Here is a 15,027-nt window from a genome sequence, read left to right on the forward strand (position 1 = left end):
TTTCGCACGTTCATGCGCTGCTTTGGATGTTACTATTTTTGCAACCTTCTTAAAGATCTTCGGCTTGCATTGATCCTGCTACGGACAGTTGGCACACTGCTCATGCAGAGAGGAAACGGCACACTGATTGCTTGGTTTCATATAAGAACAGCTTTTCGGTGCATGGCCGGCTGGACATCGGAGGACTTTTGTTCCCTCTTCGTTGAATTCAAAATCAGCAAGGATATCCGGAGCCGGTTTCCCCGTCAGACTTGTGGTAATCAGTTCTACGTTTTTATGAGCTGCAAGTTGTGTGTTTTCTGTTCCACTATATGCTCCATCCGTGACTATAACAGTCCGTTCTTCCTGGTTATCCATCTGCGCAAGGTGCTCCTGGATAAACTGACTGTCACTATGGTTGTTTTGCTCATACTGGTACTCTGTTACAACAGAACCATCGGCTCCAACGGATTCTTCAAGATTAGCAGCATATCCTCGATGCTCTTTTCCTGCTTTATTCCGGAATGTCGCTTCAGGGTCAGAAGGATTCTGCAGCATGGTTGATTTCATGCCGCCGTCTTCTTTCGTGCGGAGTCTCGGTTTTCATTTTCAACAATGGTCTGTTCTGACAGGCATCTGACAAACAGATCATACTCTGTTGAATCATTGTAATCAGACTCACACAGGGCAAGAAGTTTATCCGCATCCGTTAAGAGTTGCTTCATGCGCTCATCTGCATCGGTACTGCGCTGATGATAAATCACTCTGTTAAAATCGTTAGGATCGATATAATGTTTTAAATCGTCAGACAGAACGGAACCATTGATTTTATTCACATACATCGCCAGCTTTACAATGCAGGTGTATATCAGTTCCATTCGGCTGAGCCTGCGGACGTTGGATTCGATCATCATGGAATCCATACGTCTGACTTTACCGCTGATTCCCATCAGTTTTGCAATGGAAGCACTTAAATCTTTCACACAATCATGGTAAAGATCCTTGTTGTGAAGTGTTTCATAATCATAGCACCTCTTGCGGAAACGGCTTAAGGTCTTGTCACTCAAAGGCTGTTCTTCAAAACTTGTTGTGTGCAGTGCGTACTGAATTCGAAAATCCAGCATAAGATTTTCGACCATCTCGTCATCGGAATAATCAAAAAGCTCTTTGATAATGAGCGCACCAACAATCACGTTGACCGGAGTATTCGGTCTGGATGCCTTATCGCTGTATAAGACAGAAAAACGCTTTTCATCAATGGCAGGAAATATTTCATCGGCAAAGACTTTTGCCCAGGATTTTTCCAATGCTTTTTGTTCTCTGGCAGTTAATCCAGAAAAACTATCTGTAAATGACATTTGCTGGTAAGTATTTTCTTTGAATGACATAGAGATTGCCTTCTTTCCTACTAAGATATCTCTATTATACAGCAAGTAAACCATTTAGGCTTGTATTTACTACAAAATATATGAACTTTTCAAGGTACTATAGAGGGGCTTTTGACCCCAACATCATAGTTTTAAAATAATATAAAGCAAACGGATAAAAATATTTTCTCCGTCATAAACTTCAAAAAGAGAGGGAAAAACTTATGATTTTTTATTTTACCGGAACTGGTAATTCGCTTTGGGCTGCAAAAGAAATTGGAAAAGAGCTGAATCAGCCTGTTGAGAATATTATAAAACAGAAAGCAATTTTTTCTGCAAAAACGATATAATCGGTTTTGTCTTTCCTACCTACATGAGCGATCTGCCATGAATTGTAAAAGAATTTTTATTGAAGTTAACGGTCAATCCTGACTGCTATACTTTTGTCGTCATGACTTCTAACAATGGAAAAAGCGGAAATTCTTTTGTCAGCCTAAGTCAGGCACTTTCCCGCAGCGGTGCAAACCTGTCGGCTGTCTTTGATCTGCAGATGCCAGGCAACTGTTTAATCAGCTCAGAGCAGGAAAATCTGGAACGACTGAAAAAAGCACCGGAACGGTTAAAATCTATCATATCTTTTATAAAAGAACAAAAAACAAACTTTACATCTGACGGAAGTCTGCCAAAAGAAGATTTTGTTACTGCATCGTATTTTTATGGAGGACATTCCTGTGCAGCCTGTTATGCCTGTCTTCACTGGTGTCCCAAGAATGCTACCCTGCTTAAAGTTCCATTTTTGAAACATCGTCCGCAGTATCATCATCCAGATGTAACGCTGGCGGAAATCAAAGAATAAGTCTGTAAACGGCGCCCCCGGTCCTGCATCCAAATGATCTGCAGGGCCGGGGCGCTTTGCAATTTATGTGCGTGTAAGATGTTGGCTTTTTATTTTCGCTCCGTCTCGCATACGATGATATGTTTGCTCTTCTCATACCCGGGAACTTTCCGGTCCGTGATAAAAATCGGTTTTTCAAAGTCTGCGAAGGTAACGGAACTGATGCTGTTAAATTTGCTTGCGTCACAGAGGACGTAGCACTGGCGGCACTGCTCCATGGCGGTCTTTTTGATTACTGCTTCATTGACATCCGGCGTTGTGCAGCCGCTTCTTCTTGTGACACCGTTGGTGCCGAAAAAGCCTTTGGTGAAATGATACTCCTGGATCGTGCGGATTGCCTGGTTTCCGACGACGGCTTCTGTGGAGCTTTTGAGCTCGCCGCCTACCAGAATGACCTTAAACCCGCGTGATGCCAGCCGCCGTGCGTGGTCAACGGCGTTTGTCACGAAAACGGCGGAGGTTGCCCGGATGAAATCGATCATATGCGCTGTTGTCGTTCCCGCGTCGAGAAAAATGAAATCGTCCGGCTCAATGAGGGAGGCCGCATATTCTGCGATTTTCCGTTTGGCGTCGCAGTTCAGCTCATTTTTCTGCGCAACGGTGTACTCGTGTGCCGTCACCTTCTGACCGGCCTCCACGGCGCCGCCGAATACCTTTTCCAGCTTGCCCTCCTTGTCGAGCGCTGTGATATCGCGGCGTACCGTGGACTCCGATGTATCGAGAAGATCCCGGACTTCCGTCACGGTGATGCTTCCCTTTTCTTTTAACAGTTTCAAAATTATCTCATGTCTCTGCTGTGTTAACATTTCTTTCCTGCCTTATATTCTGCCACGTTTGTTTCCAGAATGATCTTGCGGAGCGGAAGGATGCTTCCCGGAGAAACGGAAAGTTCATCTACGCCCATCGCAAGGAACTCTTTTGTCAGCTCCTGGTCAGCGCCGAGCTCGCCGCAGATACCGGCCCAGATGCCGGCTTTGTGTGCATTCTCCACAACCATCTGAATCATGCGCAGGATCGCCGGGTGATGCGGATCAAAGAACGGATCCAGCTTTGTGTTCTGGCGGTCGATCGCGAGGGTGTACTGACTGAGGTCGTTCGTTCCGATACTGAAGAAATCAACCTCTTTTGCCAGCTCATCGCTGATGATGGCAGCCGCCGGGGTCTCGATCATGATACCCTGCTCTGGATTTCCGTACTCAATGCCCTGCTCAGCGAGAGAAGCTTTTACTTCCTCCACAATCGCTTTGATCTGGCGAACCTCGCCGACACTTGTGATCATTGGATACATAATGGCAATTTTTCCATATGCGCTTGCGCGGAACAGCGCGCGAAGCTGTGTCTTGAAGATCTCCGGCCGCGTCAGGCAGATGCGGATCGCACGGCAGCCAAGTGCCGGGTTCTCCTCTTTTTCCATCTCGAAATAATCGCACTGTTTATCGGCACCGATATCGAGGGTACGGATGATGACGCGTTTTCCCGCCATCATCTCTGCTGCCTGTTTGTAGATACGGAACTGCTCCTCCTCTGTTGGATAGTGATCCTGCTCAAGATAGATAAACTCGCTTCGGAACAGGCCGATGCCGCCCGCGTCGTTCTGCATGACAGCCGCAAGGTCTTTGATGTTTCCGATATTAGCATACAGCAGAATTTTCTGTCCGTCCAGTGTAATATTTTCTTTTCCCTTTAAGGTGAGGAGCAGTTTTTTCTTTTCCTCCTCCTCGGTGCGGCGCTTCTGCATGGCAGCAAGAGTCTCCTCGTCCGGATCAACATAGATGGTTCCATCGGATCCGTCCACGATGCCGAGCTTTCCGTCTACGCTCTCATCCAGCGGAAGCGGTGTTCCGACCAGTGCCGGAATCGCCATGGTTCTTGCAAGGATAGCGGTGTGGGAATTTAAAGAACCGTGTACGGTAACAAAAGAAAGAACTTTGTCCTTATCCATCTGTACCGTCTCAGACGGCGCAAGGTCATCTGCCACGATGATCGCCGGTTCGTCGTTTAAGGATGCGTCGGTGTCGTCTCCGTTTAAGATGGAGATCAGACGCTCGGAAATATCCTTTACGTCTGCCGCGCGCTCTCTCATGTAATCATCGTCCATGGCAGAAAACATCTGCGCAAAGTTGTCGCCTGTCGTTGCAACGGCATACTCAGCGTTGACGCCCTGGCTCTTGATAATATTCTCGACGGACTCGTTGTAGCCGTCGTCCTCCATCATCATCTGATGTACCTCGAAGATCGCTGCATTGGCCTCGCCAACCTCTTTGCATGCTTTTTCATACAGAACGCCAAGCTGTGCGATTCCTTTTGCCTTTGCTTCCTCAAACCGTGCCATCTCCGCATCCGGATTTTCTACTTTCACACGTTTTACCTGACGCTCATTCTTTTTGTATACGCGGATCTTTCCGATCGCAATGCCGGAAAATACGCTTTTTCCCTGATAAATCTGCATAAGTTTTCTCCACCTTTGTTCTCGATATCCGAATTTTCTGTCCAGACAGCCGGAGCGTGTTCAAAAAGGATTTCTTAGTTTCAGAAAGTTTTTCAAACACGCTCCTGCCGATTACTATATTGTAATTCTCCAGAGCCCCATCTCAATTCCGCTTACGCTCCATTTCGATGTGGCTTCTCGCCATATGGAATTCCAGAAAAAGCACTCATTCATGCAAGCATGATTCGCACTTTTTTCTTCCATTCCGCATGGCTCTGTAGAATTACAAGTTCTCTTTCATGAAATTGCTGATTGCTTCGTATGCAGCATCTTCATCTGCTCCATCGAAGGTCAGGGTAACTTCTTCGCCCTGTTTTACAGCCAGTCCCATGATGCCGAAGATGGCTTTGCAGTTCATGGCTTTTCCGTCTTTTGCGATCTTGATATCACAGGAAAATTCTTTGACTGCTTTTACCAGCATTCCTGCCGGACGAGCGTGGATTCCTTCTGGATCTGTTACAACATACTTAAATTCTTTCATGATTTTTTCCTCCCATAGGATCTTTGATATTTTTATTTTACTTTGTTTTCTGTCTTTTTTCTACTCTTTTATGCAACTTTTTTCTTTAAAACTCCAAGCAGAACTGCGGATACCACTGTTCCGATGACAACTGCCACCAGATAAAGCAGCGCATTTCCCATAACCGGTACAACGAAGATGCCGCCGTGCGGTGCCATTAAGGTACAGCCAAATGCCATGGAGAGCGCACCTGCGAGGCCGGAGCCGATGATGCAGGCCGGAAGAACGTGGATCGGGTCTGCTGCTGCGAATGGAATCGCACCCTCGGTGATGAAGGCGAGTCCCATGATGAAGTTGGTCGGACCGGATTCTCTTTCTTCTTTTGTAAATTTATCTTTGAACAGCAGGGTTGCAAGTGCAATCGCACACGGAGGAACCATACCGCCGATCATAACGGATGCCATAATGTCGTAGTTTCCTGCTGCGATGGCTGCTGTTCCGAATACGTAAGCTGCTTTGTTGAACGGGCCGCCCATGTCGATGGCCATCATGCCGCCGAGGATCATGCCAAGGATCAGCTTGCTGGATCCGCCCATGGAAGCAAGACCATTGTTCAGTACCGTGTTGACGGTTCCCATGATCGGCTCTACAATGAAGAGCATCAGAAGTCCCATCGCAAGGATGCCGACTACCGGGTAAATCAGAACCGGCGCAATCTTTTCGAGTGCTTCCGGAAGTTTCTCACATGCTTTGCGGAGGACAAGGATAATGTAGCCTGCTGCAAAACCGGCAACAAGTGCTCCAAGGAAACCGGAGGTTCCGCTCGATGCCATCATACCGCCGACAAAACCAAGGGCAAGTGCCGGCCGGTCGCCGATTGCCATGGCGATGTAGCCTGCAAGAACCGGGAGCATGAAGCCGAATGCCACGCCGCCGATCTGTTTGAACATCGCTGCAGCCGGGGTAATCGTACCGAAGTTTGATCTGGCTGCGGCATCAAGGGAGTTCATATCAACAAGAAGTCCGTCGATCAGGAATGCAATTGCGATCAGAATACCGCCGCCGACAACGAACGGAAGCATATGGGAAACACCATTCATCAGCTGGGTGTACAGCTGGTGGCCGATACCGCCGCTGTTCTTCTTCGTGCTTGCTGCGGCTGTCTGCGCATTGCCGCTCTTGTAAACCGGTGCGTTTCCGGACATCGCAAGCTCGATCAGCTCATCTGCTTTGCTGATACCGTCGGATACCTGGCGCTGGATGACTTTCTTTCCGTCGAAACGATCCATCGGAACCTGTGCGTCGGCTGCAACGATGATGCAGTCCGCATCGGCGATTTCCTGTGCAGTCAGCACGTTTTTCGCTCCGCCGGAGCTCGTGTCTCGACTTTTACGAAGCATCCTTTTGCTTTCGCTGCTTTCTCGATTCCCTCGGCTGCCATGTAAGTGTGGGCAATACCGGTCGGGCAGGAAGTAACGGCGAGAATCTTCACCTGATTTTCTTTTGCTTCCACCGGTTCTGCAAGACGCTCATCTACGCTCTTTTTCTCTTCATCGGCGCGGTCGATAATGGCAAGGAACTCTTCCGGTGTCCTTGCGTTTCGAAGGCTCTTGGTGAACTCTTCATCCATCAGCATCATGGAAAGTTTACTTAAGACATCGAGGTGAACGTTGTCTTTTGTGTTCGGCGCTGCGATGAGGAACAGCAGGGTGACCGGCTCTCCATCGAGAGAATCAAAATCAACGCCGTTCGGGATCACCATGGCTGCAAGGCCCGGTTTGTTTACTGCATCACATTTTCCGTGCGGAATCGCAATTCCCTCTCCGATTCCTGTGGTGCTCTCTTCTTCTCTTGCGTAAACCTGTGCGCGGTACGCATCTTCGTCTGTGATCTTTCCGCTTTTGACCATCAGCGCTACGGCTGCATCAAGCGTTTCCTGTTTGCTTTTCGGTGCGGCATCCAGCGCAATACTGCGGATGTCCAGCAACTCTGTGATTCTCATGAGACGTCCTCCCTTTTATTTTGTAATCTGTTCGTAGACAGATGCAATTTCCTCCCGGGTTGCAAGGTTTTCAGAAAAAGCACTTGCACTTCCCGCTGCGATTCCCATATGGAACGCATGGAGGTAATCTTCTTTTTCCATGTAGCCTGCCATGAATCCGGCTACCATCGAGTCTCCTGCGCCGACGCCGTTGATAAGCTTTCCTTTCGGGGCCGGAGCTTCAAAGACCTCACCGGATGCGGCAACGAGAACGGCTCCTTCGCCTGCCATGGAAACCAGAACGTTCTGTGCGCCCTTTTTCTGCAGCTGTTTTGCATACGGAACAACCGACTCTCTTGTCTTTAATTCCACACCGAAAATCTCGCCGAGTTCGTGATTGTTCGGTTTGATGAGGAACGGGTGGTACGGCAGAACCTTCATCAGCAGATCACGGGTCGCGTCTACGACGATGCGGATGCCCTTGCTGTCGAGCATTTCCATAATTTTCTGATAGGCATCATCTGCCATGGATGACGGGATGCTGCCTGCGAGGAAGAGAACGTCGCCCTCGCCGAGTGCGGAAAGCTGTTTCATCAGCTCTTCCACTTTTTTCTCCGGGATTTCGGGTCCCTGTCCGTTGATCTCAGTTCCGTCAATGCTCTTTAATTTGACGTTGATGCGGGAATATCCTTCTTCCAGCCAGATGCAGCCGTTTTTAATTCCCATCTGGTCGAGCCGTCCCGCGATTTCTTTTCCGGTAAAGCCTGCCAGAAATCCGAGCGCTGTGCTCTCAATTCCAAGGTTTCCAAGTACGGTCGATACGTTGATTCCTTTTCCGCCCGGAAGCATCAGCTCGGAGCTTGTGCGGTTGGTAAGGCCGAGCTTGAAGTCTTCCACCGATACAATGTAGTCCAGAGACGGATTGAATGTCACTGTGTAAATCATATTTCCCTCCTGCTTTATTTTGATCGTGTTTGCTTTGATAAGATTATCATATCGTCATATTCATTCAAAATCAATCATTAATATTTCATGAATTTTCCCTTCTCTTTTTGTCACATTTGCATAAGTTTAGAGTTTTGTGACGGATTTTCCCGGTTTATCGCCCTGTTTTGACCGACTTTGACTGATCGTCATCTTTTCTTCCCTGTCACGCATTGATCACTTTATTCTCTCCATTTCGGTCATTTTTTATCAGACACTTTCTTTCTGTTCTCATTTTTGTACTTTACTTTTTCCGGATTTGGTACTAAAGTGAAGAGAAATCAAAAAAAGAATTTCCAGAAGAGGTGATTTTATTTGAAACGATACTATATTCTTCACTATTTTGATCCCGCCAATGTGGGCAGTTTTCTGCTTGTCTCACTGCTCGGCTGATTCTGGTGCTTGCCCTTGTGCTTCTGATTGCAAAATTGCAGATTCAGCGGCAGCTAAAAGAGGAGACAGAGGAAAAAGCGAAAAAAATACGCCGGAAGAAACACCAGCGCAGGCAGTATCAGATTGTGGAAAGCTTTTATGAGCTGGTTTTCTCCGGCACTTCGATTCTTCTCTTCCTCTCCCTCTACTACATTATCGACGAGCGTCTGCCGCAGATTTCGATGTACTGGGAGAAGTATCAGGATGTGGTGCTTCTTGTCTTTATCGTGCTCTCCGTCTTTCTGACAAGCTGGCTCGATGTGGTTCTCGTAAAGCTCACGCATCTTGAGCCGGAGCAGAAAGCATCGGTGCGGCTGATTTCGGTCTTCTATATTGTACTGATTCTCCTGTACATCCGCTTTATCTACGAGGACACGAATTATGACGGGCTGATTCTCTATTTCCTGACGCTGACGGTCGGCCGCTTCCTGTATTTCGACTTTACGGTCAAGAGTTTTCTTGAAACGATGCGGGGCGTGTTGGAAAATCTACCGCTTCTTGTCATCATGAGCGCCTACTCCGGTTTCGTGTGCTGGTATGGGTTCCATGTCGGCTTTCTGCTGAAATCAAATGGCGTCATTTTGAGCACCTTTCTTGCCCATCTGTTTATGGACTGCTCGATCTTTCTGCTCCACAAGACAAGAATTTTAAAGCATGTGATACGAAAAATTTAAAACCGGCATTTTTTTACCAGCCATATATCAAAAGCTCTGCAGATCAGAATTTTGCATTTTCTGTTCTGCAGAGCTTTTCTTATTTAATGTTCTTTTTTACATGCCAAACAGCAGTGCAAAGCCATGTACGACAAAAGCTGCCAGCCAGGCGATCACACACTGGGAAACGACAACACCGGCTGCCCATCTGCCGCCAAGCTCCCGCTTGATGGAAGCGACTGCCGCCACACACGGCGTATAGAGGAGGCAGAAAACCAGAAGGCTTAATGCGGAAACCGGTGTCAGAATTTCGGTCAGCTGCGCGGTCGTGCCGAACAGTACGGAAAGTGTGGAGACGACACTCTCCTTTGCCATAAATCCGGTTAGAAGGGCGGTCGATACTCTCCAGTCTCCAAATCCAAGCGGCCGAAAAACCGGGGCGAGACGGCCGGAGACAACGGCGAGAATGCTGTCCTTGGAGTCCTCCACGACATTGAGATGCGTTCCAAAGGTCTGTAAAAACCAGATCACAATCGTGGCAACAAAAATGACGGTGAATGCCCGCTGCAGGAAGTCTTTTGCCTTATCCCACAAAAGCTGTCCGACATTTTTTGCCCCCGGCATGCGGTAGTTTGGAAGCTCCATGACAAACGGAACGGCTTCCCCCTGGAATAAAGTTCCCTGCATCAGCATCGCCATCAGGACAGCCATGAAGATACCACCGAAATACAGAAGAACCATCACAAGGGCACTGTATTTCGGGAAGAATGCGGCGGTAAAGAACGCGTAAATCGGAAGTTTTGCCGAACAGCTCATAAACGGAGTTAATAGGATCGTCATTTTCCGGTCACGCTCGGAAGGCAGGGTGCGGCTCGCCATGACGCCCGGCACGGTACAGCCAAAACCGACCAGCATCGGCACGATACTGCGGCCGGAGAGGCCGATTTTCCGGAGCAGCTTATCCATCACAAATGCCACGCGCGCCATATAGCCGCTGTCTTCCAGAATGGACAGGAAGAAAAACAGGGTGACGATGATCGGAAGGAAGCTTAAGACACTTCCGACGCCGTTAAAAATACCGTCAATCACAAGGGAATGAAGCACCGGATTGACGCCCCATGCTGTCATGGCGCTGTCCACGAGCTCGGTCAGTTTTCCGATCAGAATCTCCAGCACACTCTGCAGCGATGCTCCGATCACATGGAAGGTCAGGAAAAAGACAGCCGCCATAATCCCGGCAAAACATGGCAGAGCCGTATATTTTCCGGTCAGCACACGGTCAATTTCTGTGCTCCGCACATGCTCGCGGCTCTCTTTTGGTTTTACCACGGTCTCACGGCAGACTTTTTCAATAAAATTAAAACGCATATCCGCAATCGCCGCCGCGCGGTCCAGGCCGCGCTCCGTCTCCATCTGACAGACGATATGTTCGAGCATCTCTTTCTCGTTTTCATCGAGGGCCAGCTGCTCCAGGATCAGCGCATCGCCCTCTGCCAGCTTGCTCGCCGCAAACCGCACCGGAATATCCGCCCTTGCGGCGTGATCCTCGATCAGATGCATGATCGCATGCAACGCACGGTGGACGGCACCGCCGTGGTCATTCGCCTCACAGAAGTCCTTTCTGCCCGGTTTTTCCTGGTATTTGGCCACATGGACAGCATGGGCAACCAGTTCATCGATTCCCTCGTTTTTTGCAGCGGAAATCGGGATAACCGGGATGCCAAGTCTCTCTTCCATCTGGTTCACGAGCACAGAACCGCCGTTTTCGCGTACCTCATCCATCATGTTGAGGGCCAGTACCATCGGAACGTCGAGTTCCATCAGCTGCATCGTCAGATACAGGTTTCGTTCGATATTTGTCGCATCTACAATATTGATGATGCCGCGCGGATGCTCGTTCAGAACGAAATTCCGGGTGACGATCTCTTCGCTTGAATACGGCGACATCGAATAAATGCCGGGAAGATCGGTGACCAGCGTGTTTTTCTGGCCGCGGATTTCACCGTCCTTCCGGTCTACGGTCACGCCGGGGAAGTTTCCGACGTGCTGGTTGGATCCCGTTAATTGGTTGAACAGGGTGGTCTTGCCGCAGTTCTGGTTTCCGGCCAGCGCAAAGGACAACAGCTCTCCTTCCGGCAGCGGATGCTCCTCTGCCTTATTGTGGTACTTTCCGCCCTCTCCAAAGCCGGGATGCGGAATTGCTTTCGCATCCGGCTGCTCTTTTTCTTTTACAGCGTCCCGCATCTCATCAATGGCAATCCGTCCGGCATCGGCGAGGCGGAGTGTCAGTTCATAGCTGTGAATCCGCACTTCCACAGGGTCTCCCATCGGTGCATATTTTACCATCGTCACTTCTGCCCCCGGAATGATTCCCATATCGAGGAAGTGCTGCCGCAGCGCGCCCTCTCCTCCTACCGTGCGGACGGTCGCTGTTTTGCCGATCGGCAGTTCTTTCAGTGTCATATATTTCACTCCTTATTGATTCTCATTATCAATAGTAAGTATATGACACAATTCGACTGTGGTCAAGCAATTGCCATTATTTCTCTTTTTGTTTTTCTTCGAGCTTCTTCTGTACACTCGGAAACAGCTCCAGATCCGTGTGTGGGATTGCCTGGGCCGCTTTCATCATAGAGATGAAAGCGGCGACCTGGCCGAACTGGATGTAGACCATCTCGTCCAGAATGCGGTCAATATCGTCGATGCAGGTCCGATCCAGCAGGATTTTTTCTGCTCCCGCAAGCGACGTATTTCCGGCGCAGATCAGGCGGCTGCGGTCCATATCCGGGTACATGCCGATCGTGATGGCGGATTCCTTTGAAACGTGCTTTCCAAATGCACCAGCCGCGTAAAACCGGTCAATTTCTTCCATGGAAATGCCGGATTCACGCATCATGTACTCAACCATCGTGTAGGCCGCTGACTTTGTACGAAGGAATTCGGCGATATCACTCTGATAGAAGCACAGCCCTTCACTATATTCAACGCACCACTCTCCCGTCTCCGGGTCTTCCTTGATCTTTTCGGACCGCTCCGGCTGCAGGGTACCGAACAGGTTGATCCATCCATTTAGGAATAATTCCGCGAGCAGATCGATAATGCCGGAACCGCAGATGCCCTTTGGCTTACCCTCTCCGATTACATGGCACTGGATTTTCCCGTCTTCTATTTTTACCGTATCAACAGCGCCTTCTGCAGCTCGCATGCCGGTTTTGACCACGCCGCCCTCGAGCGCCGGACCGGCAGCGCCTGCGCCGCAGAGCAGAAATTCCCGGTTTCCGACGACAAGCTCGCCGTTCGTTCCGATATCAAAAAAAACGCTGATCGTTTCTTTTTTATAGAGTTCCGTTGCGATCATACCGCTTAATATATCACCGCCCAGGTAATTGGATTTTCCCGGCACGCAGTAGACACATCCCTTCATGGGAAATCCCATCTCTTTCGCCGGAAGGAATCCGACGCGGTCTGCGCGCACGGCGTACGGGGATGAAAAGACGCAGAACGGATCCAGTCCCAGCAGGAAATGGATCATCGTTGTGTTGCCGGATACGACCATTGAGAGAACATCCGACGGCGCAATTCCTGTCTTTTGGCGAAGTTTTTCAAAGAGCAGTGTAAATGTCTCCATCGTACACGCACGGATGTCCTGCAGTACCTCCGGTTTATCCTTACAGGCAAAGATTCTCGTCAGAATATCGGTTCCATAGGCAGTCTGGCGGTTGTATTCGCTCTCTTCGGCAAGCACGGTACCGTCGCTGCAGTTTACCAAGCGCACAACGACGGTCGTACTTCCAAGATCAGCGGCATAGCCGTAATGCTCTGCTGCTGTATCGCCCGCTTCCAGATCAACCGCCTGCCAGATGCTTCCATTCCATGCGAGGGAAACCGTTATGTTATAGTCTGCCTCATCGCAGATGGGATACAGTTTCTGCAGCGCTGGAAGGGTAAATGATGCGGTGATTCCTTTCTCTTTTAATGCATCCAGTATCCGCATCTGGCTGGAGCGGGCGTCCTCCTCCGTCGGCGGGACCAACCCCAGATACTGTTTCTGTGTTATTCCTCTATTCATTATTACCTCCTCATTTCCTGATCATTTTTCTGTTTCTTATTGTAGCACTTTTCTCTTTTCCAGAGAACTTATTTTTTTCACATTTTTACTACATTTCCATCACAGATTCCCATTATACTGCAAAGCATAGAAACAAAAAAGGAAGCAAACAAAACCGGAAGCCGATTCCGGAACACAGTTTAAAATACAGATACCAGAAAGGAAGCATTTATTATGATGGACTACAGAAACAACTACAATAACGAAAACGAAACCAATAATGAGAACATGATGGCAGCAGAGCAGAACAACTTCAACGGAAAGAAACCTTCTTCCAAAAATAAAAAAGCTGCTAAGCTTGCAAAAAAAATCGGAGCCATCGCCTTAAGCGCAGTTCTGTTCGGCGGTGTTGCCGGCGGTACCTTCCAGGCAGTCAACCACTTTGCCGGAAGCACGACAGCCACTGCAACAACAACCACTGCACAGCAGACGACTTCCAACAGCAGCCTCTTAAAAGCCGCTGCCACATCCTCAAGCTCCACTTCCACCGGAACGATGGATGTTTCCACGATTGCGAAAAACGCAATGCCGTCGATCGTCTCCATCACAAACCAGTCCGTACAGGAAGTACAGAACTACTTCAGCATGTTCGGTTACGGTGCCCAGACTCCGCAGACCGAGGAGACCACAAGCTGCGGTTCCGGTATCATCATCGGAAAGAATGACACCGAGCTTCTGATCGTCACCAATAACCATGTAGTAGAAGATGCCGATACTCTTTCTGTTAGTTTTGTAAACAATCAGGTCTGCAAGGCAAATATCAAAGGTACCGATGCCGATAACGATCTTGCCGTCATCGCCGTTCCGCTCTCCGAGATCCCGGATGACACGATGAGCAGCATCGCTGTTGCCACGATGGGCGATTCTGATTCCGTTGAGGTCGGCGAGCAGGTCGTTGCGATCGGCAACGCACTCGGCTACGGCCAGTCCGTTACGACCGGTATCATCAGTGCTGCAAACCGTGTGATCGACAGCGATTCCTCTTCTGACGGAAGCTCCGATGGAACAACGGCAGATACTTCTTCCACTGATACAACCGGAAAGACCTACTTACAGACCGATGCAGCCATCAACCCTGGCAACAGCGGCGGCGCTCTTCTGAACATGAACGGAGAGGTCATCGGTATCAACTCCGCAAAACTTGCTTCTACAGAGGTAGAGGGCATGGGCTATGCAATCCCGGTCTCCCGTGTTTCCGATATCATTGAAAATCTGATGAATGAGCAGACCAGAACAAAGGTTGCCGCAGAAGATCAGGGAACGATCGGCATCAAATGCCTCGATGTCAGCAGCCAGATCCAGCAGGCATACAATATGCCGGCCGGCATCTATATCTCCGAAGTAACCTCCGGCGGTGCCGCTGAAAATGCAGGTCTGAAATCCGGATACGTTCTGACCAGCTTTGACGGACATTCCATCACCTCCACCAGCGAGCTGAAATCCCTGCTGCAGTATTACTCTGCCGGCGAAACCGTTGAGGTGGAAGTACAGGTTCCAGACAACGGATCCTATGAGACAAAGACCTTCTCACTGACCCTCGGAACGAGCACCAGCTCTTCAGATGATCAGCAGAGCGATTCCCAGCAGAATGCGGGTTCATCCCGCTCTGCAGAGGGTGGAAATACCCTGACCTCCGCTACTCCTTCGATCTGACTGCCCGCTCTCCCGTGAAAGAAATCC

The 15,027-nt window shown here is 49.3% G+C and carries 12 protein-coding genes and 1 pseudogene; 4 read left to right on the forward strand and 9 right to left on the reverse strand.

Translation table 11 applies throughout. From position 1 onward, the window contains the following. Nucleotides 1–78 precede the first annotated feature (78 nt). Both DWZ60_RS11100 and DWZ60_RS18225 read right to left on the reverse strand, forming a co-directional pair. A complete protein-coding gene (locus DWZ60_RS11100; RefSeq protein WP_119221636.1) occupies nucleotides 79–549 on the reverse strand; it encodes a hypothetical protein in 471 nt (156 codons plus the stop codon). Continuing rightward, a complete protein-coding gene (locus tag DWZ60_RS18225; RefSeq protein ID WP_243038303.1) occupies nucleotides 546–1,367 on the reverse strand; it encodes a transposase in 822 nt (273 codons plus the stop codon). Before DWZ60_RS18225 ends, DWZ60_RS11100 begins: the two co-directional genes overlap by 4 nt. Nucleotides 1,368–1,570: 203 nt before the next feature. Here DWZ60_RS18225 and DWZ60_RS18675 point away from each other — a divergent pair, with 203 nt between their 5' ends. Together DWZ60_RS18675 and DWZ60_RS11110 are read left to right on the forward strand one after the other, a co-directional pair. Continuing rightward, nucleotides 1,571–1,696: a hypothetical protein gene (locus DWZ60_RS18675; protein WP_256359687.1), complete on the forward strand. Its 126-nt coding sequence runs from the start codon at nucleotides 1,571–1,573 to the stop codon at nucleotides 1,694–1,696. A gap of 59 nt (nucleotides 1,697–1,755) precedes the next feature. After that, a complete protein-coding gene (locus tag DWZ60_RS11110; protein WP_117760316.1) occupies nucleotides 1,756–2,202 on the forward strand; it encodes a hypothetical protein in 447 nt (148 codons plus the stop codon). Nucleotides 2,203–2,291: 89 nt separating this feature from the next. On the opposite strand, the gene DWZ60_RS11115 is transcribed toward DWZ60_RS11110, so the two are convergent. The 5 genes and pseudogenes from DWZ60_RS11115 to pfkB all read right to left on the reverse strand — a co-directional run bounded on the left by DWZ60_RS11115 (nucleotide 2,292) and on the right by pfkB (nucleotide 8,115). Beyond that, nucleotides 2,292–3,047, reverse strand: coding sequence for a DeoR/GlpR family DNA-binding transcription regulator (locus tag DWZ60_RS11115; RefSeq protein WP_119221637.1), 756 nt, complete (start codon nucleotides 3,045–3,047; stop codon nucleotides 2,292–2,294). Then, the gene (gene ptsP / locus DWZ60_RS11120; RefSeq protein ID WP_119221638.1) at nucleotides 3,041–4,690 is read right to left on the reverse strand and encodes a phosphoenolpyruvate--protein phosphotransferase; all 1,650 of its coding nucleotides are present in this window, start codon (nucleotides 4,688–4,690) and stop codon (nucleotides 3,041–3,043) included. The genes DWZ60_RS11115 and ptsP overlap by 7 nt, the downstream gene beginning before the upstream one ends. A gap of 262 nt (nucleotides 4,691–4,952) precedes the next feature. After that, nucleotides 4,953–5,210 (reverse strand): HPr family phosphocarrier protein, encoded by a 258-nt coding sequence (locus DWZ60_RS11125; RefSeq protein ID WP_022463097.1) that lies wholly within the window; start codon nucleotides 5,208–5,210, stop codon nucleotides 4,953–4,955. A 68-nt stretch (nucleotides 5,211–5,278) separates the two neighbouring features. Beyond that, a pseudogene (locus DWZ60_RS11130) lies at nucleotides 5,279–7,191 on the reverse strand (PTS fructose transporter subunit IIABC). A 15-nt stretch (nucleotides 7,192–7,206) separates the two neighbouring features. Next, nucleotides 7,207–8,115 (reverse strand): 1-phosphofructokinase, encoded by a 909-nt coding sequence (pfkB, locus tag DWZ60_RS11135; protein WP_055265175.1) that lies wholly within the window; start codon nucleotides 8,113–8,115, stop codon nucleotides 7,207–7,209. A gap of 449 nt (nucleotides 8,116–8,564) precedes the next feature. Here pfkB and DWZ60_RS11140 point away from each other — a divergent pair, with 449 nt between their 5' ends. Beyond that, nucleotides 8,565–9,260 (forward strand): hypothetical protein, encoded by a 696-nt coding sequence (locus tag DWZ60_RS11140; protein WP_243038304.1) that lies wholly within the window; start codon nucleotides 8,565–8,567, stop codon nucleotides 9,258–9,260. A 96-nt stretch (nucleotides 9,261–9,356) separates the two neighbouring features. Here DWZ60_RS11140 and feoB read toward each other — a convergent pair whose 3' ends face one another. Together feoB and DWZ60_RS11150 are read right to left on the reverse strand one after the other, a co-directional pair. After that, entirely contained in the window at nucleotides 9,357–11,702 is a 2,346-nt protein-coding gene (gene feoB / locus DWZ60_RS11145; protein ID WP_118719030.1) for a ferrous iron transport protein B, read from the reverse strand. Nucleotides 11,703–11,778: 76 nt separating this feature from the next. Further along, nucleotides 11,779–13,308 (reverse strand): ASKHA domain-containing protein, encoded by a 1,530-nt coding sequence (locus tag DWZ60_RS11150; protein WP_119221639.1) that lies wholly within the window; start codon nucleotides 13,306–13,308, stop codon nucleotides 11,779–11,781. Nucleotides 13,309–13,521: 213 nt separating this feature from the next. Here DWZ60_RS11150 and DWZ60_RS11155 point away from each other — a divergent pair, with 213 nt between their 5' ends. Beyond that, nucleotides 13,522–15,000: a S1C family serine protease gene (locus DWZ60_RS11155; RefSeq protein WP_118640395.1), complete on the forward strand. Its 1,479-nt coding sequence runs from the start codon at nucleotides 13,522–13,524 to the stop codon at nucleotides 14,998–15,000. Nucleotides 15,001–15,027: the final 27 nt, after the last annotated feature.

Origin of the sequence: Blautia sp. AF34-10 (genome assembly GCF_003477865.1) — a bacterium.
Lineage (GTDB): Bacteria > Bacillota > Clostridia > Lachnospirales > Lachnospiraceae > Fusicatenibacter > Fusicatenibacter saccharivorans.